At 38.4% G+C, this 21,464-nt stretch carries 17 protein-coding genes; 11 read left to right on the top strand and 6 right to left on the bottom strand.

Annotated features, from left to right (window positions below; all coding sequences use genetic code 11):
* Positions 1–79 precede the first annotated feature (79 nt).
* The 3 genes from HCU67_RS03345 (at position 80) to HCU67_RS03355 (ending at position 3,243) form a co-directional block, all read left to right on the top strand.
* Positions 80–2,119, top strand: a complete 2,040-nt coding sequence (locus tag HCU67_RS03345; RefSeq protein ID WP_168551166.1) for a tetratricopeptide repeat-containing sensor histidine kinase — start codon at positions 80–82, stop codon at positions 2,117–2,119.
* Positions 2,120–2,225: 106 nt separating this feature from the next.
* Positions 2,226–2,771, top strand: a complete 546-nt coding sequence (locus HCU67_RS03350; protein WP_168551167.1) for an RDD family protein — start codon at positions 2,226–2,228, stop codon at positions 2,769–2,771.
* 7 nt (positions 2,772–2,778) lie between these two features.
* On the top strand, positions 2,779–3,243 hold the full coding sequence (locus tag HCU67_RS03355) for a DUF1801 domain-containing protein (protein ID WP_168551168.1): 465 nt from the start codon (positions 2,779–2,781) through the stop codon (positions 3,241–3,243).
* On the opposite strand, the gene HCU67_RS03360 is transcribed toward HCU67_RS03355, so the two are convergent.
* Both HCU67_RS03360 and HCU67_RS03365 read right to left on the bottom strand, forming a co-directional pair.
* Complete coding sequence (locus tag HCU67_RS03360) at positions 3,234–3,674, bottom strand: hypothetical protein (protein WP_210423613.1); 441 nt, start codon at positions 3,672–3,674, stop codon at positions 3,234–3,236. The genes HCU67_RS03355 and HCU67_RS03360 overlap by 10 nt on opposite strands.
* 53 nt (positions 3,675–3,727) lie before the next feature.
* Positions 3,728–5,284, bottom strand: coding sequence for an aryl-sulfate sulfotransferase (locus HCU67_RS03365; RefSeq protein ID WP_168551170.1), 1,557 nt, complete (start codon positions 5,282–5,284; stop codon positions 3,728–3,730).
* A gap of 208 nt (positions 5,285–5,492) precedes the next feature.
* Here HCU67_RS03365 and HCU67_RS03370 point away from each other — a divergent pair, with 208 nt between their 5' ends.
* Together HCU67_RS03370 and HCU67_RS03375 are read left to right on the top strand one after the other, a co-directional pair.
* On the top strand, positions 5,493–6,644 hold the full coding sequence (locus HCU67_RS03370; RefSeq protein WP_168551171.1) for a lycopene cyclase family protein: 1,152 nt from the start codon (positions 5,493–5,495) through the stop codon (positions 6,642–6,644).
* 48 nt (positions 6,645–6,692) lie between these two features.
* Complete coding sequence (locus HCU67_RS03375; protein WP_168551172.1) at positions 6,693–7,529, top strand: hypothetical protein; 837 nt, start codon at positions 6,693–6,695, stop codon at positions 7,527–7,529.
* Here HCU67_RS03375 and HCU67_RS03380 read toward each other — a convergent pair.
* Positions 7,526–8,500: a polyprenyl synthetase family protein gene (locus tag HCU67_RS03380; protein ID WP_168551173.1), complete on the bottom strand. Its 975-nt coding sequence runs from the start codon at positions 8,498–8,500 to the stop codon at positions 7,526–7,528. The genes HCU67_RS03375 and HCU67_RS03380 overlap by 4 nt on opposite strands.
* A gap of 133 nt (positions 8,501–8,633) precedes the next feature.
* Between HCU67_RS03380 and HCU67_RS03385 the strand changes: the two genes are divergently transcribed.
* The 6 genes from HCU67_RS03385 to HCU67_RS03410 all read left to right on the top strand — a co-directional run bounded on the left by HCU67_RS03385 (position 8,634) and on the right by HCU67_RS03410 (position 16,475).
* Entirely contained in the window at positions 8,634–9,167 is a 534-nt protein-coding gene (locus HCU67_RS03385) for an RNA polymerase sigma factor (RefSeq protein ID WP_168551174.1), read from the top strand.
* 12 nt (positions 9,168–9,179) lie between these two features.
* On the top strand, positions 9,180–9,614 hold the full coding sequence (locus HCU67_RS03390) for a hypothetical protein (protein ID WP_168551175.1): 435 nt from the start codon (positions 9,180–9,182) through the stop codon (positions 9,612–9,614).
* A gap of 197 nt (positions 9,615–9,811) precedes the next feature.
* Entirely contained in the window at positions 9,812–10,417 is a 606-nt protein-coding gene (locus HCU67_RS03395; protein WP_168551176.1) for a TetR/AcrR family transcriptional regulator, read from the top strand.
* The gene (locus tag HCU67_RS03400) at positions 10,418–11,755 is read left to right on the top strand and encodes a TolC family protein (RefSeq protein WP_168551177.1); all 1,338 of its coding nucleotides are present in this window, start codon (positions 10,418–10,420) and stop codon (positions 11,753–11,755) included.
* A 19-nt stretch (positions 11,756–11,774) separates the two neighbouring features.
* The gene (locus HCU67_RS03405; protein ID WP_168551178.1) at positions 11,775–12,965 is read left to right on the top strand and encodes an efflux RND transporter periplasmic adaptor subunit; all 1,191 of its coding nucleotides are present in this window, start codon (positions 11,775–11,777) and stop codon (positions 12,963–12,965) included.
* A gap of 3 nt (positions 12,966–12,968) precedes the next feature.
* Positions 12,969–16,475 carry an efflux RND transporter permease subunit gene (locus HCU67_RS03410; protein ID WP_168551179.1) on the top strand — a complete coding sequence of 1,169 codons (3,507 nt, stop codon included), beginning with the start codon at positions 12,969–12,971 and terminating at the stop codon, positions 16,473–16,475.
* Positions 16,476–16,539: 64 nt separating this feature from the next.
* On the opposite strand, the gene HCU67_RS03415 is transcribed toward HCU67_RS03410, so the two are convergent.
* The 3 genes from HCU67_RS03415 to HCU67_RS03425 form a co-directional block, all read right to left on the bottom strand.
* Positions 16,540–16,887 (bottom strand): toxin-antitoxin system YwqK family antitoxin, encoded by a 348-nt coding sequence (locus HCU67_RS03415; protein WP_168551180.1) that lies wholly within the window; start codon positions 16,885–16,887, stop codon positions 16,540–16,542.
* A 304-nt stretch (positions 16,888–17,191) separates the two neighbouring features.
* Positions 17,192–18,496 carry a RagB/SusD family nutrient uptake outer membrane protein gene (locus HCU67_RS03420; protein ID WP_168551181.1) on the bottom strand — a complete coding sequence of 435 codons (1,305 nt, stop codon included), beginning with the start codon at positions 18,494–18,496 and terminating at the stop codon, positions 17,192–17,194.
* A gap of 24 nt (positions 18,497–18,520) precedes the next feature.
* Entirely contained in the window at positions 18,521–21,439 is a 2,919-nt protein-coding gene (locus HCU67_RS03425) for a SusC/RagA family TonB-linked outer membrane protein (protein ID WP_168551182.1), read from the bottom strand.
* Positions 21,440–21,464 lie beyond the last annotated feature (25 nt).

The raw sequence follows: 21,464 nt of genomic DNA on the forward strand, positions 1-21,464 counted from the left end.
AATGCTCATCGATACGTTTTTTTTAAAGTGAAATTTTTTAAAAATTTTCTTGTTAAATTTTAGGCTTTAAAAGTCAGAAATGCGTGCCTTCAAGGTCAGTATTGGGTTTATTTTTTGTTGCTTCTTCGGTTTTTCACAAAACTTGGGTGAAACCATTCTGGTTGATAGCCTAAAGCAAAACTTGACCAGAAAAGGTATTTCAGCCAAAACCATAGACTCGGATTACGTTCAACTACTATTGGATATAAGTACCGCATACGCCTCTAAAAACAAGGATAGTCTTTATCATTATGCGAATAAAGCCAAAATCCTAAGCGAGGAAAAAGGTTATTCGAACTTGACTGTTCTTAGTTATCGGAACATTGGATTCTTCCACTCTGATCAAGGCAACAATAAGAAAGCATTAGAACATTACTGCACCGCATTAGACATCTGCGATAAAAGCAATTTATTAAGCTTAAAACCTGACCTTTTACGATTAATTGGTGACGAATACTACTATTTAGGTGATTTTGAAAACAGCTTGAACGGTCTTTTAGAGGCAATTGATATCGCAAGTCAAAATGAGGAGAAAAACCTCTTAATGTTATCTATTTCTAATAAGAACATTGCCAGACTCTTTTTAACCCAAAAAGATTATCCGACAGTTCTAGAATTCTACAAAAAAACCCTAGAACTCAATGAAAGGCTAGATAATGAGGATGTAAAGGGCATAACCTTTGCCAACTTAGCTGAAATCTATATTGAAATGAACAATACAGCAATGTCAACGGAATATATTGACAAGAGTATTGCCCATTTTAAAACTGGTCATCGTCCAAAGTGGCTAGCTTTTGCCTATGGTGTAAAGGGAAGAATATACCTCGCTGAACAAGATTTTGAAAAAGCCCTCGAATGGCTAAAAAAATCAGAGGACCAGTATTCCAAATTGGATGAAGATCGAAATGAGACCATTACCCTAATTGCAATGGGAAAGGTTCATTTCTTAACGAATAATTTGACTATTGCTAAGAACTATGGCCAAAGAGCATATAATCTAGCCAGGGAAATAGGTGATATACACTCAAGTATTGAAAGTGTAGGACTTTTGTTCGAAATTGAAAAAATTCAAAATAACGCCACCAAGGCATTGAAATATCATGAAGAATTTAAATTCCTAAGTGATTCCATCTTAAATGTAAATAATAATCGAGGTCTAAATCTATATAAGGCGCAGGTAAAATACACGCAAGAAAAAAAGAATCTAATTCTTGAAAACAATGAAAGAGTAGCCAAACAAAAACAAATCTTAGTTTACGCGGCTATTATCGTTATTTTACTAATAAGCACTCTTGTACCCCTATATTTTAAACAAAAGAAGCTTAATATATTGAATAACGAGCTGAACCTGAAAACGGCCGAATTGGTCAAAAGAGAAAAAGACCTAAGTAATGCCAACAGTTCAAAAGACCTTATATTTTCTATCCTTGGGCATGACCTAAAAGGTCCAATGGCAGCGCTTCATTCGCTCTTAGAAATGTATTCAGAAGGTCTATCCAAGAAAAAACTCAGTGATTACATTCCTAAATTGAAACTTAATGTCGAAAATATTCTTTTCACATTGACCAATCTTTTGAACTGGGGTCATTCACAATTGAATGGTCTAACAATGAAAAGGGAAACGTTTGAATTAAATGATATCGTAACTGACAACATAAATTTTCTTTCAGGTGCAGCAGATTTAAAAAATGTTGCCATCAAAAATGACCTAAAAGATTCAATACCGGTAAATGCCGATAAAAATCAGATAAGTCTTGTCGTACGGAATTTGTTGAGTAATGCACTTAAATTCACACCTGCAGGAGGGAATGCAGTAGAAATTTTCGCAATAAAGAATGATACAAATTGGACAGTATCAGTAAAAGATTATGGGGTTGGAATCCCTAACAGTATTGCGAATACACTTTTTAAAGAATCACATTACCAAACCACCAAAGGAACCAATCTAGAGAAAGGGACCGGATTAGGTCTAATGATTTCAAGAAAAATGGTTTTGAATAATGGAGGTGAAATCTGGTTTGAAAATAACAAGAATCATGGAACAACATTTAGCTTTACAATCCCAATGGGGACAAATTGAAATCATGGTTTTTTAGTCACATTAACAACTCATAGGATATGCTTTTTTATCCCATTTTTCAAGACCTTTCGTATTTTAGATTATACTAACCAATACTCCCCTGTTAATGGATGTAAATGAAAACCAAGTTGAATACGCAGATTTTGGAATTCGACTGGGCGCATACCTTTTAGATGCTTTGATTTTAGCACCAATTGCTATTGCATACAATTATTTGAATTTTACCTACTTTAAAAGCTTTTGGACTTACCTCCTATTTTTTCTACTAATGACACTTTACAAGCCGTTCTTTGAATTTAAGTTCGGAGCTACATTAGGAAAAATGGCCTGTAAGCTCAAAGTTACTGATCATCTGTTTCAACAAATTGATTTTGAAAAGTCTCTGACAAGAAGCTTGATTTTTATAATTCCAAGTGTACTTAATTTAGCACCTCAATACTTGGCTTATAGTAACCCTTCATTGATGGATTCAGGTAGTTTTTGGCAGTTCAACACTTTAATATCCCAAACCTACCCATTGGCCTCTTTATTAGGATGTCTTACGGGAATTATCGTTTTGGTAGATCTTATTGTTTTATTGACCGATGATATGAAAAAACAACGATCACTTCATGACCGAATAGCCAAAACCTACGTAATCAGGGACAAGTAAAATCAAAATGAAACCAAATACCCAATTAGAAATAATCATTGAACCCTATGACCAGAATATTCAAAAATTGGCCTTAAAACTTCGCGCTTTCATTATCAATTTGGTACCTGAGGCTAATGAATTGATTTGGGATAATTACAATGCCGTGGCTCTAGCCTACTCTAAATCCAAAAAACTAAAAGATGCCTTCTGTCACATTGCCCTATATGCAGAATATGTGAATTTTGGTTTTAATAGAGGTTCAGAGTTGACAAAATCGTCGGTAGTACTTCACGGAAAAGGAAAGCTTATAAGGCACATCAAGGTCAAGGATTTTGATGATTTTCCTCAAAAAGAAATCAAGAAGATGATTTGGGAAGCGGTCGTAAATTCTGAAAGGCTTAATCCTAAATTACTTGAGATCAATGACGATCCCCAAAGTATCGTAATGTCGATATCTGAAAAGAAAATTAGACCGAATATTCAAGATTGAACCGCTTTTATATGGGCAGGTATTAAGTCGTCAGTACCTGAACCTTTTTTTCGTATTGCAAGGCGGCAAAAGCCTTTACCAGAATTAGATTGTGATTCCAACACAACCAAATCTCCTCCTATGGCACTCATCAATTGTCTGTCGTAATTCATTAATTTATAACAGGCTTCGACATTTCCTGTTCCTCTCAAAGGACAGTGCAAGTGAATTTCAGTATATGCTGTATCATTTGTAATCATATCAACTTTAAAATTTGAACTGCCATCCGGAGGCATCAAATCTATCCATGAATTAGCAAGGTCTTTAACGTTAGTACCTGTAACCGGTTTGTTGAGTAAAATATTTAATCGTGCAGTTTTTCTAGTAACCCATTCCGTTAGATTGTCAAAGTAAGATCGTTTAGCAAAAATCGAGAATAGCTTCAAGGTCATATTAAATACCCGCTGTTTCTCCAATATTCTTTTAAGTAGACCTAACACAAACTTTAATTTGAATATAGAGGTATTCGTAGTACGTTATGAAAGCTGATATTGATGATACTATTGGGCGGATTGATTGTAGCCTCAAACAAAACCTCTTTCGTATTATAATCCACCTCGATTACCTTACCTGCTGCAACCCCATTACTTACAGCAGAACCTGGCGTAAATAAAATGGAATTGTTTTCCGGTAGATAACTCACCTTAGAAACAACTCGTGCATACGTTTCTTCCCCACGTTCCTTACCATAACTCCAAACCTGTTTTATGGTTTTATTGGTTTCGTCAATTTCATATTCCACCGCTCTACTATAGGGGCCGGCATTTACATAATTTCTATTGTCACCATTGTCAAAAACCATTAAGTTACCGTTGGGCATTAAAATTGGGGAATGCTGGTACCAAGACCATTCAAAATCAGGATGGTTCTCAGTTCCATCCAAAACTGCCATATCGGTAATTTCCTCATTATTGGCATCTAAGGGAGTCAACAAAAATTGGGTGAGGTCGGTGCCATCTCCCGACGTACTCCATTCTCGATGCGGGGCCAATATATAGCTGAGTTCATTTTGGGCATTTAGCTTTGCTATACCTTGGGTTCGTCCCGAAACGATTATTTCTTCATCCTGTGCGCTATATTCCAATGAATTTGCATGGAACCAATCCACTTCCAAATCGGCCAAATCCGTTGGCCATGCCCTGCGCGAATTGTCAAGGGAATTATTGAGGTCCCATCTGTTTACAAAAGAGCCAGAACCACGGTCAATTTCAATAATTACATCTTCAACAGTACTTTTTGAAGCATCATTTATTGTGACCAACAAATTGCCATCAGGTTTTTCAATTACATGATGATGAAATCCATTTCCTTGTAAACTCCATGAATTTGAAATCCTTCCTAAAAAGTCAATTTCGTAAATACTAAACGTTCGACCATCTCCAAATAAAAGATTGCCGTTTTGCAAAAGCGTCATTCCATTGTCATAAAACAAATCGTTCAATGTCGGATGGTTTGAAAAATCAAGGTACCACCTAATGTCTCCGAACTGATCAAAAATAAAAGGGCGTTGGGGTCTAAAATTATCGACAAAACCAAAATAGTTTACAAAATTAAAAACAGGTTCGCTTGAACCAGAGGGTACATCAATGGTAATAACTGGCATCTCAGCAATTAGAGGATCGGTTTGAATAGTTACCATTTGGGTTTCAAGCACGTTACCTGTTGAACCCAGAAGTCGTATTTCAACCTCGTTATCATAATTTGCATAGAGTCCAAGAACTTCAAGTTCAAAACTCGAGTCAACACCAACAAAGCGTTTAGTTATAGTTGAGGCATCACCATTCTTACCAAGAACCGCAACCTCAACTGAGACCGGCTCAGTCGTTTCCAGATTTATTCTTGCTGCAAGTGGGGCGTAGCCCGATGGGTTCAATTGAACATCTATTGATTCAATTAAGTCAGAATCAATATTTGGATTTGGACTTGGAGATGAGTCGTCATCAGAACACGAAAAAAGCGCTATTAGCATAAAAGCCAACAGCCCATATATCTTCAATTTCATAAAAAGCAATTTTCCCCTTCAAGATACTACATATTTGATTGGGAAGGAAACGATCGGTCTTCTTACAAAAAGCTATAACCCTGATTCTTTCTCGGTCAATTTTATTAGGTGAATACAGTTATTCCTGAGTTTGTGAAAGCTTGATTTGTTTTACCATAGTCGGTCTAAGCTTAAAAATTATAGCTGGTTTAATTCGTAATTTTGAGCAATGCCGAAGTACGACTATATCATTATCGGTGCAGGTGCCTCTGGTCTGCTATTGGCAGATGCATTGGGTAGCGATGACTTTTTCAAAAACAAAAAAATTCTGCTTCTTGATAAATTGGATAAGACCCAAAACGATCGTACTTGGTGTTTTTGGGAACAGGAACGAGGTCCCTTTGATGAAATTCTTAGCAAATCATGGCCAAACATCCGTTTTGAAGGCGAAAAAATAAATCAAAAATCAGACCTGAGTCCTTTTCAATACAAAATGCTACGGGGCTTTGATTTTTATCAATACTACTTGGAGCGGATATCGACATATAGCAATGTTCAATTCATTCAAGAACGAATAGACTCAACACTTGAACACAATACCCATGTTGAAGTTATTGGTGAAAAACACACCTATGAAACAAAATATGTTTTTGACAGTCGTTTTGATTATAAGAAGCTGCTTTTACAATCAAAGTACCCGGTATTACAGCAGCACTTTCTGGGTTGGTTTGTAAAAACGGACAAACCAGTATTTGATTCGAAAACAGCCACTTTTATGGATTTTGCCATTCCTCAAAGAGGCAATACCCGTTTTATGTATGTACTTCCACTTTCAGAAAATGAAGGTTTGCTTGAGTATACCCTGTTTTCTGAGCATCCTTTAGAAAAGGAGGAATACGAGAATGCAATAAAAGACTATTTGGATTCAAAACTGGATACAACATCATATGAGATAACAGAGGTTGAACAAGGAAATATACCCATGACCTGCTTCGATTTCAGTAAAGAAAACACCACTCGTGTTCTTAAAATTGGTATTGCAGGTGGTTGGGCAAAAGCTAGCACCGGATATACTTTTTACAGCTCAACCAAAAAAGTCAAACAACTAGTAGAATTTCTAAAAAGTGGCCGTTCCCTTTCCAAATTTTCACGTAAAACACGTTTTTGGTTCTATGACCTTTTGTTTTTGGACGTGCTTTACAAGAACAATCACTTAGGTAGACAAGTTTTTGAATCACTCTTTAAAAATAGAAGTCCACAATTGGTGTTGAAATTTCTTCATGAAGAAACCACATTGAACGAAGAATTAAAAGTCATGTGGGCTTGCCCAAAAATGCCATTTGTTAAAGCCTTATTCAATCGACTTTTTCGACTGTCATAATCTTTAGCCAGTTAAATCGTTCTTGTTTAGTAACACTAACTGTTTCATATGAAAAGGTTATCGCTTTTGTCAATCCTTTTTATGGTTTTGGCTTGCTCTTCAGATTCGGACGGAATTAATTTGCCAAATGAGGCCATTGTCAATTACGAATTTTCAGACGGTTTTGAGACATCTTCTGAAGAATTTGACCTCTTATTTCCCTCGGATAATTCAAGGTGGAGCAACATTCAGATTGTGAATCCGAAAAGTGGTTTTAACAGACTTACCTTATCGAAAACAGCATTCTCTGAAGGCAACCAATCTTTATTGATTGACTCAAAGAAATCTGATGAAATCCTTTCTAAAGTTGATATTGTAAAAAGTGGTTTTAGTGCTCCTGAAGAAGGGAAGATTACCATAGTTGCTGATTTTTATATCGACTCAGAAGAATCCATTTCAAACCTTTTGCTAATTGACTTGGAATGTTGTTCATGTTGGGATTCTTCGGTATCGGAAAATCAATGCCCTGGTGTTCGATTGATGGTGACTGAAAACGATCATCTAGTTATTGAGCGTGGAAAAATAGCTGGTTCAACCCTATCACAAAACACAACACAAATACCGAGAAAGGAATGGTTTACCATTACCTGGGAAATGCAACTTTCTCAATCTGAAAATGGATTTAACAAGCTGAGTATAGATGGCAATGAAATTCTATCGCAAAATGGAATGAACATGCCAAACGCGGAAATTTTTAGAACACTTTTTGCAGAAGAGGGTATTGAATTCGAATTACAAGAACCCTTATTTTATGAACGCCTTCAAATTGGTGCAACTGCAAATCCTGATGGTGAAGACGTTTTGATTTATATCGATAATTTCAAATTAACGATAACCAACACTTAGGCAGTTCTATTCATCAACTGTTCTCCAAAAACCCTAAAAACGGTTTTACTTTCAGAAGAAGCTTCAATCTTTGACAAAGCGTCAAAGGCAAAATCGGTATACTTTTTTACTTCATTTAAAATTGCTTCTGTTGCACCACTTAACTGAAAAATATCTTTGACCAATGCGACTTTTGAAGTAGCATCTTTTGGTTGAATACTAAATAAATCATTTAAGGTTTTCTGAGCATCTAAGTCTCCCAATTCCATAGCCTTTAGATATAAGAAGGTCTTTTTATTTTCTATGATATCACCCCCAACTTGTTTTCCAAACGATTCGGGGTCACCGAAGGCATCCAAATAATCATCCTGTAATTGGAAGGCGATTCCTAGGTTTCTTCCAAATTCGTAAATCAGGTTTTGATTTTCGGCATCTGCATCGGCAACTATTGCCCCCATTTTCAATGCCGCGGCAACCAGAACCGACGTTTTGAACTCAATCATTTTTAGGTACTCCTCGATAGATACATCATTACGCTCCTCAAAATCAACATCGTATTGTTGACCCTCACATACTTCAATTGCAGTTTTACTGAACAACTGAAATAAACTACCTAGTTTTTCACCTTCGTAAGTTTCTAAAAATTGATAGGCATTAATGAGCATTGCGTCACCAGAAAGTATGCCTGTATTCACATCCCATTTTTCATGAACCGTCTTTTTTCCTCGTCGAAGCGGGGCATCATCCATAATATCATCATGAACCAAAGAAAAATTGTGAAATACCTCAACGGCCATGGCAGCTGGAAGGGCCTTTTTGAAGTCTTTGCTAAATAAATCACATGCCATTAATGTCAAAATGGGTCGCATACGCTTACCACCGAGACCCATAATGTAACCAACAGGTTCATAGAGATTCAAGGGTTCTTTGGAAAAATCTTGTGTTTCCAAATAGTCTAAAAAGGCCTGACGATAAGTTTCAAGCTGATACATATGACAATTTTTCTCAAAAATACGGGCAAATACTTTAACAAATCAGACCATTTTTCGTCATACCAATGAAAAAAATGCAATAGAATAAAAATGCTTCGTCTTTATAGATGAAAGCAAATTCATCAATCAACCAATGACGTCCAAAGAGACCAATCAAAACAACTTGTCTGAATTCTTTCGTGATGAGTATCATCAACTCAAGGGCTATGTGCGCTCGAAGTTGGAAGATACTGCTGACGGTGATGCTGAAGATATTATTCAAGACGTTGCTTTGCGATTGTTCTCGAGGCCAGAAGAAGCACTGCCGATTACAAATATTGGTGGGTTTGTCTATCACTCTTTAAAAAATAAGATCATAGATGTGATGCGAACAAAAAAAAGAATAGACCGTGACGAAGACCTCGCTGAAAAAGAAGATTCAAGCTTTTCAGATCATTATCAAGAAACAATGAATGAAGGTTTTCCTGAAGAACTAATCAGAAAGTTACGTCCGATTATTCTAAGCCTGAAACCCCCTTACCGCGATATCATCATAGCGATTGATTATGAAGGATACAGTTATCGAGAAATTTCTGAACAAACAGGAATTTCAATAGGAACCTTAATGTCAAGAAGACATCGTGCATTGGCACAGTTGCATAAAAAATTAAACAGAATTAAAAACTAAAAAAATAGTGTTATGACACACAAACAAAGATTGGAAAAAAGCATGGAAAAAAAGGCAGAATATTATGTTACCAAAATTGTGAAAGGCATCGCCATTGGAGTACTGATCATTGGGTTGTTCTTTTTGGCAAATTATGTTCTTATGCGCCTTTGGAACTGGTTGATGCCCGATTTATTTGGACTTAGCACAATTGATTACTGGCAGGCTTTGGGCATTTTGGTACTGGCCAAAATCATTTTTGGCTTTGGCGGTGGTGACTCCAGTAAAAGCAGCAGTAAAAAAGATCGTAAAAGCAACTTCAAGAAAAAAGAAAAATGTTCCTCGTTTCGCCGAGATTTTTCAGAATGGAAATTGTATGACGAATTCTGGGAATCTGAAGGAGAAAAGGCATTTCAAGCTTATGTGGAAAAAAGAAACGAAGACAATGGAGAAAAAGAAGAAAGTTAAAGCCTACGGTATTGGAACCCCGTTCAATGGGTTTTTGAACATTTCAAGTAGAAAAATGCCAATTCGGTCCAATCATATCCTCTTTAAACGTCTATCCAAAGGAAATTTGACCGACAATTAGCACAACGTTAAAAAAAAGTAAAACTTTGGAAACTTTTTTTGTTCCTAAAGTTTCCAACCTACTTTTGTCGCCAGAAATGAGAGAAAAAATCCTACATAAAGCGACTGAGCTTTTTTTGAACTACGGCTTCAAAAGTGTAACTATGGATGACCTGGCGGAGCAAATGGGTATTTCGAAAAAGACCATCTATTCCCACTTTGAGAATAAAACCAAATTGGTAGAAGAGACTACAATGCATCTTTTTTTAGAAATCTCAAACGGTATTGACCATATTATTTCACTTCAAAAGAATCCTATTGAAGAGTTGTACGAAATAAAGAAGTTTGTAATGACTCGCTTAAAGGATGAGAAAGCTTCTCCCCAATACCAGTTACGAAAATATTACCCTAAACTCTTTGAGACTTTAAAAGATCAAGAGTTCTGTGTGATGCAAGAATGTGTCGTTGATAACATTAAGCGCGGCATGGAAATCGGAATCTATCGGGAAAACCTAGACGTGCAGTTTGTTGCACGAATCTACTTCGCTGGGGCAGTAAGTCTTGGTGATTTGGACCTATTCCCAAATTCGATGTTTACAAAATTACAACTGGAAGATTACTATCTCGAATACCACTTAAGGGGAATCGTGACTCCTGAAGGCAGAAAAATATTAAACAAAATCATCAATTCAAACCAAGAATAAATGCGAACACTAACACGAATATTATTAGTACAACTGTTATGGTCTGTGCCAATATTTGCTCAAGAAGGCAATACTTCGTTCTCTTTGGACGAAGCCGTTGCGTATGCCCTTGAACACAACTATGACGCAATTAACGCGGGCCGGGATCTGGTCGACGCCCAAAAACAAAAATGGGAAACCATTGCTACCGGACTACCCCAAATAAGTGGGGCCGTCTCTTATCAAAACCAATTGAAGCAGCCTGTGACCCAAATTCCTGCTGAATTTTTCGGCGGTGAACCCGGCACTTTTCAAGAGGTGGTTTTCGGTCAACCACAACAAATGAATGCAACGGCTACGTTGACCCAGCAAATTTTTGACGGTTCTTACATCGTTGGCGTGCAAGCAACGCAGGCTTTTCTTCGGTATAGTAGAAATTTTAAAGAAAAGACTGACCTCGATGTTAAGACTGCAGTAGTAGAAGCCTATGGTAATGTCTTGTTGACCAAAGAGAATGTGCTTATTCTTGAAAAGAACAAGAAAACATTGGAGGATAACCTGTTTGAAACAAAGAAAATCTTTGAAAACGGACTAGGCGATCAAGAAAGTGTCGATCAATTACAAATTACCCTTTCATCAATTGATAACCAGCTTAAAAATGCAAAGCGATTGGAAAAAATCACCTTGCAAATGCTGAATCTAATGTTGGGACTGCCACTTGATAATGCCACCGAACTTACGGAAGATTTGGATAACCTAACCCAAAGACAAATTGATTTTGGTTTGCTGGATAGTCAATTCATGATAGAAGAGAACACCGATTATAAAATCGTTCAAAATCTAAACGAACAACGAGCATTAGAGTTGAAACTTGCGAAAAGTAGGGCTTTACCAACCTTAAATGCATATGTGAATTATGGTGGACTTTCATTTGGTGATAGTTTTTCATTCTTTGACGGTGGTCAAGATTGGTTCGGATTTTCAACACTTGGCGTGGATTTGAGAATTCCTATTTTCAGTTCTCTGGGTAGAAGTGCAAATACGCAGCGTGCAAAGATTGCTTATGACAAAGCCAAGACACAATTAACACAGGCGCAATCGCAAATTAAACTTCAGCATGAAAGTGCCAAAAGCGAATATGTACTAGCAATTGAACAATACCAAACCTCAAAGGACAATTTAAACCTGGCCGAACGTATTGAAGGTCAAAATCAAGTTAAGTATGCTGAAGGTTTGGCCTCTAGCTTTGAATTACGACAGGCACAAACTCAATTATATACCACACAACAAGAGTATTTGCAATCTATGGTAGATGTTATCAACCGTAAGACAGCACTCGAAAATATTATAAATCAATAATCAGGAAACAACGAACAAAATGAAAAAAATACTTCAACTATCAATCCTAGGAATCCTTATTGCCTCGTGTGGAAGCGGAGCAGGTGATTCAGTAGCGTCAGTTCTTGAAGGAAAGGATGTAGAAGCCATTCGTGCAAAACGAACATCCATAAACCAAGAATTGAAAGCTCTTGAAAATCAAGTAAAGCTTTTGGATTCTGCAATTGCAGAATTGGATGATAATGCAAAACTTCCATTGGTTTCAACCCTAAAAGTAGCCTCGCAAGAATTCAATCATTATTTGGAATTACAAGGTGATGTCATGACCGATCAGAACGTTTTGGTCTATCCTGAAATGGCGGGTACCTTGACCCGTGTATATGTAAAAGACGGGCAACGGGTCTCAAAAGGTCAGCTATTGGCATCTATTGATGACGGCGGACTTTCAAGTCAATTGGCTCAGATGAAAACCCAATTGGACCTAGCCAAGACTACTTTCGAGCGTCAAAAAAGACTATGGGATCAAAATATAGGTTCTGAAATTCAATTTTTACAAGCCAAAACGCAATATGAAGCCCAAGAAAGCGCAGTTAAACAAATGGAAAGCCAGTTGGGTAAATCAAGTATTCGTGCTCCTTTCTCAGGTATTGTTGATGATGTGATCAAAGACCAGGGTACGGTTGTAAGTCCAGGTCCCGGTTCTGAAGTTTTTAGAATTGTAAATCTGTCCAATATGTACGTTGAGGTAGAAGTGCCTGAAGCGCATTTGGCGAATGTTACACCTGGTAAATCAGTAGAGGTATTTTTTCCTGTTTTAGGTGAAACCGTAACTAGTAAAGTACGCCAAACCGGTAATTTTATCAATCCAGGTAATCGTTCCTTTAGCGTTGAAATTCCAGTCCCCAACAAAAATGGTAAGGTCAAGCCTAATCTAACCGTAATTGCCAAAATCAATGATTACAGTAACGAAGAAGCGATATTGATACCTCAGAGTGTTGTTTCTGAAAATGCTACAGGGGAGCAATATGTATATGTTACTGAAGAAAACGGTTCTGAATCAGAATTGATTTCGAAGAAAAAAATCATAGAATTAGGCAAGACTCAAGGTGATTTAGTTGAAGTGGTTTCCGGTCTATCCAATGGTGATAACATAATCGTCGAAGGAGCCAGAAGCGTTCGGGATAATCAATTGGTGAAGGTGTTAAACAGCGAAACAACAATGAACAACTAGATTATGGACAACAAAGCAAAAAAGAACGCCAATAAAGAGTTTCGACTCTCGTCATGGGCCATAGACAACCCATCGGTTATCTATGTGATGATAGGTATTTTCCTGTTCATTGGAATTTCTTCCTACTTCGCGATGCCAAGAGAGGAATTTCCTGAAGCTGTAGAAACCAAGATTTATGTAAGTACTATTTATCCTGGTAATACTGCTGAGGATATGGAGCGTCTTATTACCGACCCTCTCGAGGAACGCCTTAAAAATGTCAGCAATTTTGTCGAGATGACCTCTACTTCTCAGGAAGATTATGCTATGGTCGTCATTGAGTTTGATGAGAATATTACCGTTGAAAACGCCAAACAGGAAGTCAAAGATGAAGTTGACGCTGAAAAAGCAAGTGAAGACTGGCCCATCTTCAACGGTGCAAAGGTTGAACCCAATGTATTTGATTTGAATTTGGCTGAGTCCTTCCCTATTCTCAATGTGAATATGAAAGGCGATTATCCCGTCGAAAAGTTGAAGGAATATGCCGAATACTTGGAGGATGAGATTGAAAATCTTGAAGAAGTCAAGCAGGTCGATATTCGAGGAGCGCAGGAGAAAGAGGTAGAAGTTGCAGTGGATATCAATAAAATGATGGCCGCCAAAGTTAATTTCCAGCAAATCATTGACGCCATAAACAATGGTAACATGACCATGTCAGCTGGGAATCTGATTACTAGTGGTCAACGGCGAACAATTCGTATAACCGGAGAAATTGAACAACCATCCGAGCTTAATAATTTCGTGGTAAAATCAGATAATGGCATTGTTTACTTGAGGGATATAGCTGAGGTTTCGTTTACCGAAGAAGATAAAAACACCTATGCACGCGAAATGGGCCAGAGTGTTGTAATGTTGGATATCAAAAAACGTTCAGGTCAAAATGATGTCATTGCCATTGAGAAAATTCGAGAAATCGTAGCTGAGGCACAGAAGGATATATTACCTGAGGATTTAGAAATCACCTTTGCCAACGATAGCAGCAGTACTACACTTAACCAGGTTGATGATCTCGTAAACAACATCATTTTCGGAATTATTCTGGTGGTTACCGTATTGATGTTCTTTTTAGGATTCAGAAACGCACTCTTTGTTGGTTTCGCTATACCAATGTCGATGTTTATGTCTTTCATGATCTTATCGGCTCTCGGTTACACCCTAAACACCATGATTCTATTCGGTTTGATTATGGGACTAGGGATGTTGGTAGATAATGGTGTTGTGGTGGTTGAAAATGTTTATCGCCTTATGGAACAGGAAGGGATGTCTAGAAAGGAAGCTGCCAAAAAAGGTATCGGTGAAATTGCCATACCCATTATTATTTCAACTGCCACCACCGTAGCAGCATTTGTTCCATTAGGATTATGGCCAGGAATTATGGGAGAGTTTATGATATATTTCCCCATTACACTCTCTGTGGTATTAGGTTCTTCATTGTTTGTAGCCATTTTTATGAACTCCATGTTGGTTTCACAGTTTATGGAAGTAGGTGAAAAGACATTGACCAGAAAACAATTAATTCGAATTAGTGCCTTATTAGGCGGATTCGGATTGTTCATTCTAGTGGTCGGTGGTCCGGTTCGTGGTTTGGGCACCTTGATGATTGTGGTGGCGATTATGTTTTGGGTGTATAAATATGCCTTAAAACCATGGTCGACACGTTTCCAAAAAAATAGTCTAGTTCGTTTGGAAAACTGGTACGAAAAGCGATTGAAACATGCACTTAGGGGTAAAAACGTCTATTGGTATTTTGCGGTAACCATGTTGTTGTTATTTGCAGCTTTTGCCACTTTTGGCGGTTCGGTGGGAAGTCAGCGAACTAAAGTTGAATTCTTCCCAGATAATACGCCAAAAGAAATCTATGTCTACATAGAATATCCGCAAGGAACGGACATTGAAAAGACCAATATCTTGACCAAGGATATTGAAGAACGGGTTTATGACATCATTGATGATGAACAGTACATTAAACCTGACGGTGTAAATTATTTGGTGGATACTGGAGTTTCACAAGTTGGTAGAGGTGCTGAAAATCCATTTACAGAAGCGGGGAATGCTGCTGATATGCCACACAGAGGTAAAATCACCCTTTCAATGCAAGAGTTTAAGTTTCGCGAAGGGCTGGATACCGAAAAGCTACGTTTACGAATCCAAAATGCTTTGTCAGATGTCTACCCAGGAGTTACCATATCTGTGGAAAAGGATGCTGTAGGTCCACCTGCAGGCTACCCGGTAAATGTTGAATTAATAGGTCAGAATTACGATACCTTAATCAATGTTGCTGAACGCATGCGCACCTTCATCAATTCTAAGAGTATCGACGGTATGGAGGGCTTAAAAGTTGATGTCAACAAAAGTAGTCCTGGGATGGAAGTTAATGTAGACCGACAAAAGGCTGGTGAATTGGGTGTTTCTGTAGGCCAAGTAGCACAACAATTGAGACGCTCCATTTTTGGCGACAAAGCAGGAATCTACAAAAAAGATGGGGAGGACTATGACATTAATGTTCGCTTTAATGAAGATTTGCGCTATAACACCAGTGCCCTTTTTGACCAAAACCTAATTTTTAGGGATCAAGCTTCAGGTCAAATCAAGGAAATACCAATCTCAGCAGTGGCTAGTCGTAAAAACACCTCTTCCTTCAATGCCATAAAACACAAAAACGGAAACCGTGTGGTAACTGTCTACTCCGGATTAAAACCCGGCGGTAATGCTCAAATTATTGTGGACCAAATCAAAAAAGAAATGGAAAACTTTAAGGGTATGCCCGATGGTGTGAAGATTGACTATACTGGTGAATTGGAAGAGCAAGCCAAACAGCAAGCCTTTTTGATGGGTGCGTTTTTCTCTGGATTAGGACTGATAATGCTGATTCTAGTTTTCCAATTTGGGGGCATTTCCAAACCCGCAATCATTATGATGGCAATCTTCTTGAGCTTTATCGGCGTATTTGGAGGATTGGTCGCTACAGGATGGCCCTTTGTTATCATGATGACTATGATGGGGATAATTTCTTTGGCGGGAATTGTGGTAAACAATGGTGTGGTACTTTTGGATTATACGCAAATACTTATCGACCGCAAAAAAGTAAATCTCGGTATTTCAGATGATGAACTATTGACAAGAGAAGAGGTAACTGATGTTATCATAAAAGGTGGTAAGGCTAGGTTACGCCCTGTAATTTTAACGGCAATCACAACAGTGCTTGGCTTAATACCATTGGCAACAGGTTTGAACATCAATTTTATCACCCTGTTTGGTCGCTTTGATCCACAAGTTTATGTAGGTGGTGATAACGTAATTTTCTGGGGACCTTTGGCCTGGACCGTTATTTTTGGGTTGATTGTGGCTACATTCTTGACTTTAATTATTGTACCGGTATTATTCAATATTGTATATCGAATTAAACTTAGGATTCGTGGCAGTCATAAAAAGAATGAAGAAAAAGAAGCCGAACTGCGTAAAGCAGCATAATTCGCGCTAAAGCATAAAAAAACCCTGACGTTGGCGTCAGGGTTTTTTATTGGTACAATTTGTATTAACGAATGGCCACCACTTCAGACTGGTTCCATTTCTTCACATTGACAATTTTGTTGTTGACAAAATCAACTTCTTTCAGAATTTCGTCCTGCCAAAAAAACCATTTTCCCGTACGCAATCCATTCTCATACTTGCCAGAGGCAATTTTCTTTCCATTTACATCGTACATCAACCATTGACCGTGTAATTTTCCCTTCATTAAATAGCCGATTTGTGCTATTTCTCCATTATCGTGAAAATATGTCGCCTTAACCATCTTACCGACTTTTTCCAAAGTAGGCTCGGTATCTTGCGGGTACATATAAACCGAGAAAACTAAAACTAATATCAATACTGCTCTTTTCATCTGTTAACTTATTTGGGATTTCTAATTCGTACAAGGCAAAGTTACAAAACATTCTACATAATATTTACATTTACTTTACATTAATTTTACATATATTTTTTATAATATTGATTTACAACCATTTAATAATTGATTATATGTAAATTTAATGTTACGTCGTCCGAAATTAAAAAGAATACACTGATACAAAACTTTCCGCTATCGATAAAGATCCATTTCTGTAGATAAAAAGTAATTGCCATAAAATCAAAAAGCCCCTTCAAAATTGAAGGGGCTTTTAGGAACCAAGTTTTCGATTCGTTGACTATTCGTTTTCAGATAGGGGAATTGGAAAAACATTAAAAACTTGATCGCCTGCTCTATCAATTGGCAAGGTGCTAGAAAGACCATATCGTCTTAAATCAAACATTCGGTGATTTTCACACCACAAAGAATACCTTCTTTGATTCAATAGCTCTGTTGTCAGCGCATCTGCTGTCTGTGCTCCAGCATAATCGGCGAGACCAGCAGCATTTCGAATTACATTTAAGGCATCTTCCGCATCTTGAAGACTTCCGCTTAAAATACTTGCCTCTGCATAAACCAAAATCAATTCTTCATTTCGAATCATATCGATTGGCGAAACGTTGGTAGCATACAATGCGGTTTGATTCGTGCCATTTAAACCATCTTGCGATGTCGGATTGGAACGAACGGATGTTTTTGTTGTAACCCGGGTATCACCTGCCTCAGCATCAGCAATCCAAGAATCATGGACAATTATTTGATCCCCATTGTTATCGGTAATTTTAAACAAGCCGTTAGTGACATCACCAGAATTTAAACTAAAAACGTGTTTCGGACCAACAGTTAAGTCACCTCCAATATCGAAATACGATGCACCCAAGGCAGTCAAGGTAGCACCACCATCTCCATCATACAATGCTGCGGTGGCAGCTGTTGCCCTATTAAACTGTGCAAAGGTCGCTGGTGTGTCAAATCCTTCGAAACCAGCCAATGGAAAAGCAAATTCACTTCCTGCTCCGTTTAAATCTGAAAGGGCTTCGTCCAACAATGCCCGTATTTGTCCTAATGCAGCAGAAAAGTCCAGAACTGGCCCCAAATTATCAGGATCAGCAACATCTATTCTAGCCCTATTGTAGGAACGTAAAACCTCAATTAATTCGTAGGCAATAATCGTTTTTGCAAAACCACGATAACCGCTTTTGTCGGCATCTGTAACCGAAGTGGTATTGTCCAACGATTGTAATAAAATATTCGCGTTTTTGATACTTCTATATCGACCACCCCATGGGGCCGTGGAATAAAACGAGTTATTGTCCAATGAGGCTCCGTTGGCACCCAACAAATCACCGGTATTTCTCGGATCAGCATCAAACAAGTATAACTCACGGGCCATCGTACCTGAACCCGTAGTCTGAATTGCAATACTATTTCGCATAGCAGATTCTACACCTACTACCAGGTTGTTCAATTGATTTTGTGAAGCATCGGTCAACACCCCTGCCAAACTAGGTCTATTTGGGTCTACCTGATCTTCAAATTCACATGAGGTCAGCAATAGTGCTCCAAAAAACAGCAATGCCAAACCATATCTTAAGTTTTTCATCATATTCATTTTCATAACCATTTTTTAGAAATTAACATTTAAGTGAAAATAGAACTGTTTTGCACTCGGGAATGGAGTTACCTCAATCCCCGACGATAATCCAGCACCACCGTTCACTGAGGTTTCGGGATCATAACTGGAATAATCAGTTATCGTAAAGATGTTACGACCAGAGACACCAAGACGAATATTATCAACAGTATCTCCAAAAAAGCTCTTAACACTTTCCGGTAACGTATAATAAACCGCAGCTTCACGAAGTCTTAAATAACCCGCAGGTTCTATAAATCTTGAAGCTACAAAACCCAAGGTTGTTCTTTCTTGACCTGCAGCTGTCTCCAAATCCGGGGTCGTTCCACCTAAATCGGTCAACAACTTAGAAAGGTTAATGTTCTCTCCACCTTTTTTCCAATGCAAAAGGAAAGAAACATCCCAATTCTTGGCAATATTGAAGCTGTTGTTAAACGAAATTTGAAAATCAGGTTCAACATCCCCGATTTGTGTAGGAACACCGTCAACGTTACCAGCCAATTGCGTAACCGGTTGACCTTCTTCAATAAAGAATGTTCCCAATCCTAAACCAAATCCAGCACCGGGCTGAGGAAATGCAGGAACATCAAGTCTTGTTACCTCTGAACGGTTCAACCAGAAACTCACGTTAGAATCCCATCTAAAATTCTCGTTTGTAAATGGGAAGACGTTTATACCTATTTCTATACCCTGGTTTTTCAAGTCGGCCAAGTTGGTGGTTTCCGAACCAAAACCGGAAGAAGCAGGTAAGGCACGACTAAGCAAAAGGTCTTTTACCTGACGGTTGTAGTAACTCACCTCTAAATTCACCTTATTAAATAGTCCTGCATCAAAACCAACCTCAAATTCCTGAGAAGTTTCAGGCTCGACATTGGCATCACCTCTTAGCGCGTTAATTGAAGATCCACCATTACCCCCTATAGCAACCTGATTAAGTCCGGTAAAGGCCGATCCAAACCCAGCAGAAGAACCCGTTTCACCATAGGCAGCCCTAAGCTTTAAACTGTTTAAAGTCTCTGAACCCCAATTGTTGAAATTGTGAAGGTTAACTGCCAAAGAGGCCTTGGGGAAACCGTAGAATTTATTTGGGTCTCCATTTAAAGTCGATTTATCCAAACGATAACCAAGAGTTCCAATAAATTGGTCTTTGTAATTACCCTCCAACTGACCGAAATAACCAAACTCCTTAACTGTAAACTCATTTTGGGTTATGGCCTGTGCAGAACCTTGAGATAAGCTTGTTTGGTTAGGAATAAGCTGAGTGGCTTGACTCAGAATCAAGTCTGCCTGTTGTTCCAAATAAGTCCAACCTGCTTGGGTCGTAAGTGCCAAATCACCGCCCATTGCATTCTTGTTCCAAACACCAATTGCTTGGTAGTTGTAGTTGGTGAAAATATTACGCCCATCTGCAATAAATCCATTTTGGTTTCCGCGCTGAGCTTGGTGAATTTCAGGAACATAAACATCCGTTTCATTTGCTAGATAATCCAAACCACCGTTAAAAATAAACCGTAGTCTATCCGTATCCGTAGTCAATATATTGGTCGTAATCTTTACACCCTGTATCAAACGGTTGTTCTTGTCATCATTTCTTGCCAAATCACGAACCAAAATCGGGTTACCTGGGTAATTTGGGTTGTCAGGATAGTTTCCGTTAGCATCGGGAAAAAGATTAATCCATGGTCGGGTAAAAGATAAGGTATAGCCGTAACTCAGACCTCCTTCATTTTCGTTACCGGTAAAACTTCTTGCAGAACTACTTCTTATATAATTCGTCGATGTAGAAAAGCTGAAAGTGTTTGATATTTTATGGTCAATATTGGCTCGAAGCGAAAAACGTTCAAATCCAGTGTTTTTGATAATCCCGTCTTCATTTCGATAAGAACCACCCACATAAAAACTTGTTTTATCGTTTCCACCACTGGCACTTAACTTGGTTTCAGTGATAAAACCGGTCTCACCATAAATGATATCCTCATAATCCAACAGTCCGCCATTGGCAACCTGTTGATTGAACAATGCTACTTCGTCAGCACCAAAAGCCGCTTCAACACTTGCAGCCGTCCAAGGACGAAGGCCCAACTTTTTGATAATCGTATTGAATCCGGTGTCTTGGCCAAACTTGATATTTGTTTTACCTTCTTTCCCTCTCTTAGTAGTAATAATAACTACACCAGCATTTGCTCGAGTACCATAAATAGCCGCGGCAGAGGCACCTTTTAAGACCTCAATGTTTTCTATGTCGTTAGGGTCTAAATCAGCGATTCTGTTTGAAGAGTTTTCCTCATTACCACGGTTTGCACCAGAGGCAAAACGCAATCCTGAGGGTACTTCAGCATTGTTAATGTATACTCCATCTACTATGTATAACGGTTGGTTATTTCCGTTAATCGAAGAAATACCTCGGAGTCGAAGGGCAAACCCCCCACCAGGAGCACCAGAAGATGATGTAATATTGACACCGGTAAGCTTACCGTATAACGCGCCATCCAAAGTACTTTGGGTGGTCGTTCCAACCAGTTCTTGCGCAGATACGGTTGCTACGGCATTGGCTAGATTACTTCTCTTGATGGATGTTCCCAGACCCGTTACTACTACTTCGTCCAATCCTGTTGCGGATTCTTCGAGTGAAGCATTAATGGTCCCAGAACCTGAAACTTCGAGTTCAATCGAAGAGTATCCTAGCGAAGAAAATTGGAGCGTTGCAGGAAAGCTGCCAACATCAATGGTATAATTTCCATCGAAGTCGGTAGATGTTCCATTCGTAGTGCCCTTTTCGACGACTGTCACCCCAGGCAAGGGCAGATTGTTAGCATCGGTTACGGTTCCTGAAACCGTTCCTTGCGAAAATGCCATAAAAGGCAGGACAAAGAACAGCAGCAAAAACCCACCTTTTAGCAAGTTTTGTTTCATTTTCATAAGTGTTTGTATTAGTCTT

The sequence above is a fragment of the Croceivirga thetidis genome, assembly GCF_012272815.1.
Lineage (GTDB): Bacteria > Bacteroidota > Bacteroidia > Flavobacteriales > Flavobacteriaceae > Croceivirga > Croceivirga thetidis.

Coding starts and splice junctions, on each gene's coding strand:
- HCU67_RS03365 (WP_168551170.1), bottom strand. CDS start 5,284: ATGAAATTGAAGATATATGGGCTGTTGGCTTTTATGCTAATAGCGCTT.
- HCU67_RS03380 (WP_168551173.1), bottom strand. CDS start 8,500: ATGTATCAGCTTGAAACTTATCGTCAGGCCTTTTTAGACTATTTGGAA.
- HCU67_RS03405 (WP_168551178.1), top strand. CDS start 11,775: ATGAAAAAAATACTTCAACTATCAATCCTAGGAATCCTTATTGCCTCG.
- HCU67_RS03395 (WP_168551176.1), top strand. CDS start 9,812: ATGAGAGAAAAAATCCTACATAAAGCGACTGAGCTTTTTTTGAACTAC.
- HCU67_RS03375 (WP_168551172.1), top strand. CDS start 6,693: ATGAAAAGGTTATCGCTTTTGTCAATCCTTTTTATGGTTTTGGCTTGC.
- HCU67_RS03400 (WP_168551177.1), top strand. CDS start 10,418: ATGCGAACACTAACACGAATATTATTAGTACAACTGTTATGGTCTGTG.
- HCU67_RS03420 (WP_168551181.1), bottom strand. CDS start 18,496: ATGAAAAACTTAAGATATGGTTTGGCATTGCTGTTTTTTGGAGCACTA.
- HCU67_RS03415 (WP_168551180.1), bottom strand. CDS start 16,887: ATGAAAAGAGCAGTATTGATATTAGTTTTAGTTTTCTCGGTTTATATG.
- HCU67_RS03360 (WP_210423613.1), bottom strand. CDS start 3,674: ATGACCTTGAAGCTATTCTCGATTTTTGCTAAACGATCTTACTTTGAC.
- HCU67_RS03355 (WP_168551168.1), top strand. CDS start 2,779: ATGAAACCAAATACCCAATTAGAAATAATCATTGAACCCTATGACCAG.
- HCU67_RS03425 (WP_168551182.1), bottom strand. CDS start 21,439: ATGAAACAAAACTTGCTAAAAGGTGGGTTTTTGCTGCTGTTCTTTGTC.
- HCU67_RS03370 (WP_168551171.1), top strand. CDS start 5,493: ATGCCGAAGTACGACTATATCATTATCGGTGCAGGTGCCTCTGGTCTG.
- HCU67_RS03345 (WP_168551166.1), top strand. CDS start 80: ATGCGTGCCTTCAAGGTCAGTATTGGGTTTATTTTTTGTTGCTTCTTC.
- HCU67_RS03390 (WP_168551175.1), top strand. CDS start 9,180: ATGACACACAAACAAAGATTGGAAAAAAGCATGGAAAAAAAGGCAGAA.
- HCU67_RS03385 (WP_168551174.1), top strand. CDS start 8,634: ATGACGTCCAAAGAGACCAATCAAAACAACTTGTCTGAATTCTTTCGT.
- HCU67_RS03350 (WP_168551167.1), top strand. CDS start 2,226: ATGGATGTAAATGAAAACCAAGTTGAATACGCAGATTTTGGAATTCGA.
- HCU67_RS03410 (WP_168551179.1), top strand. CDS start 12,969: ATGGACAACAAAGCAAAAAAGAACGCCAATAAAGAGTTTCGACTCTCG.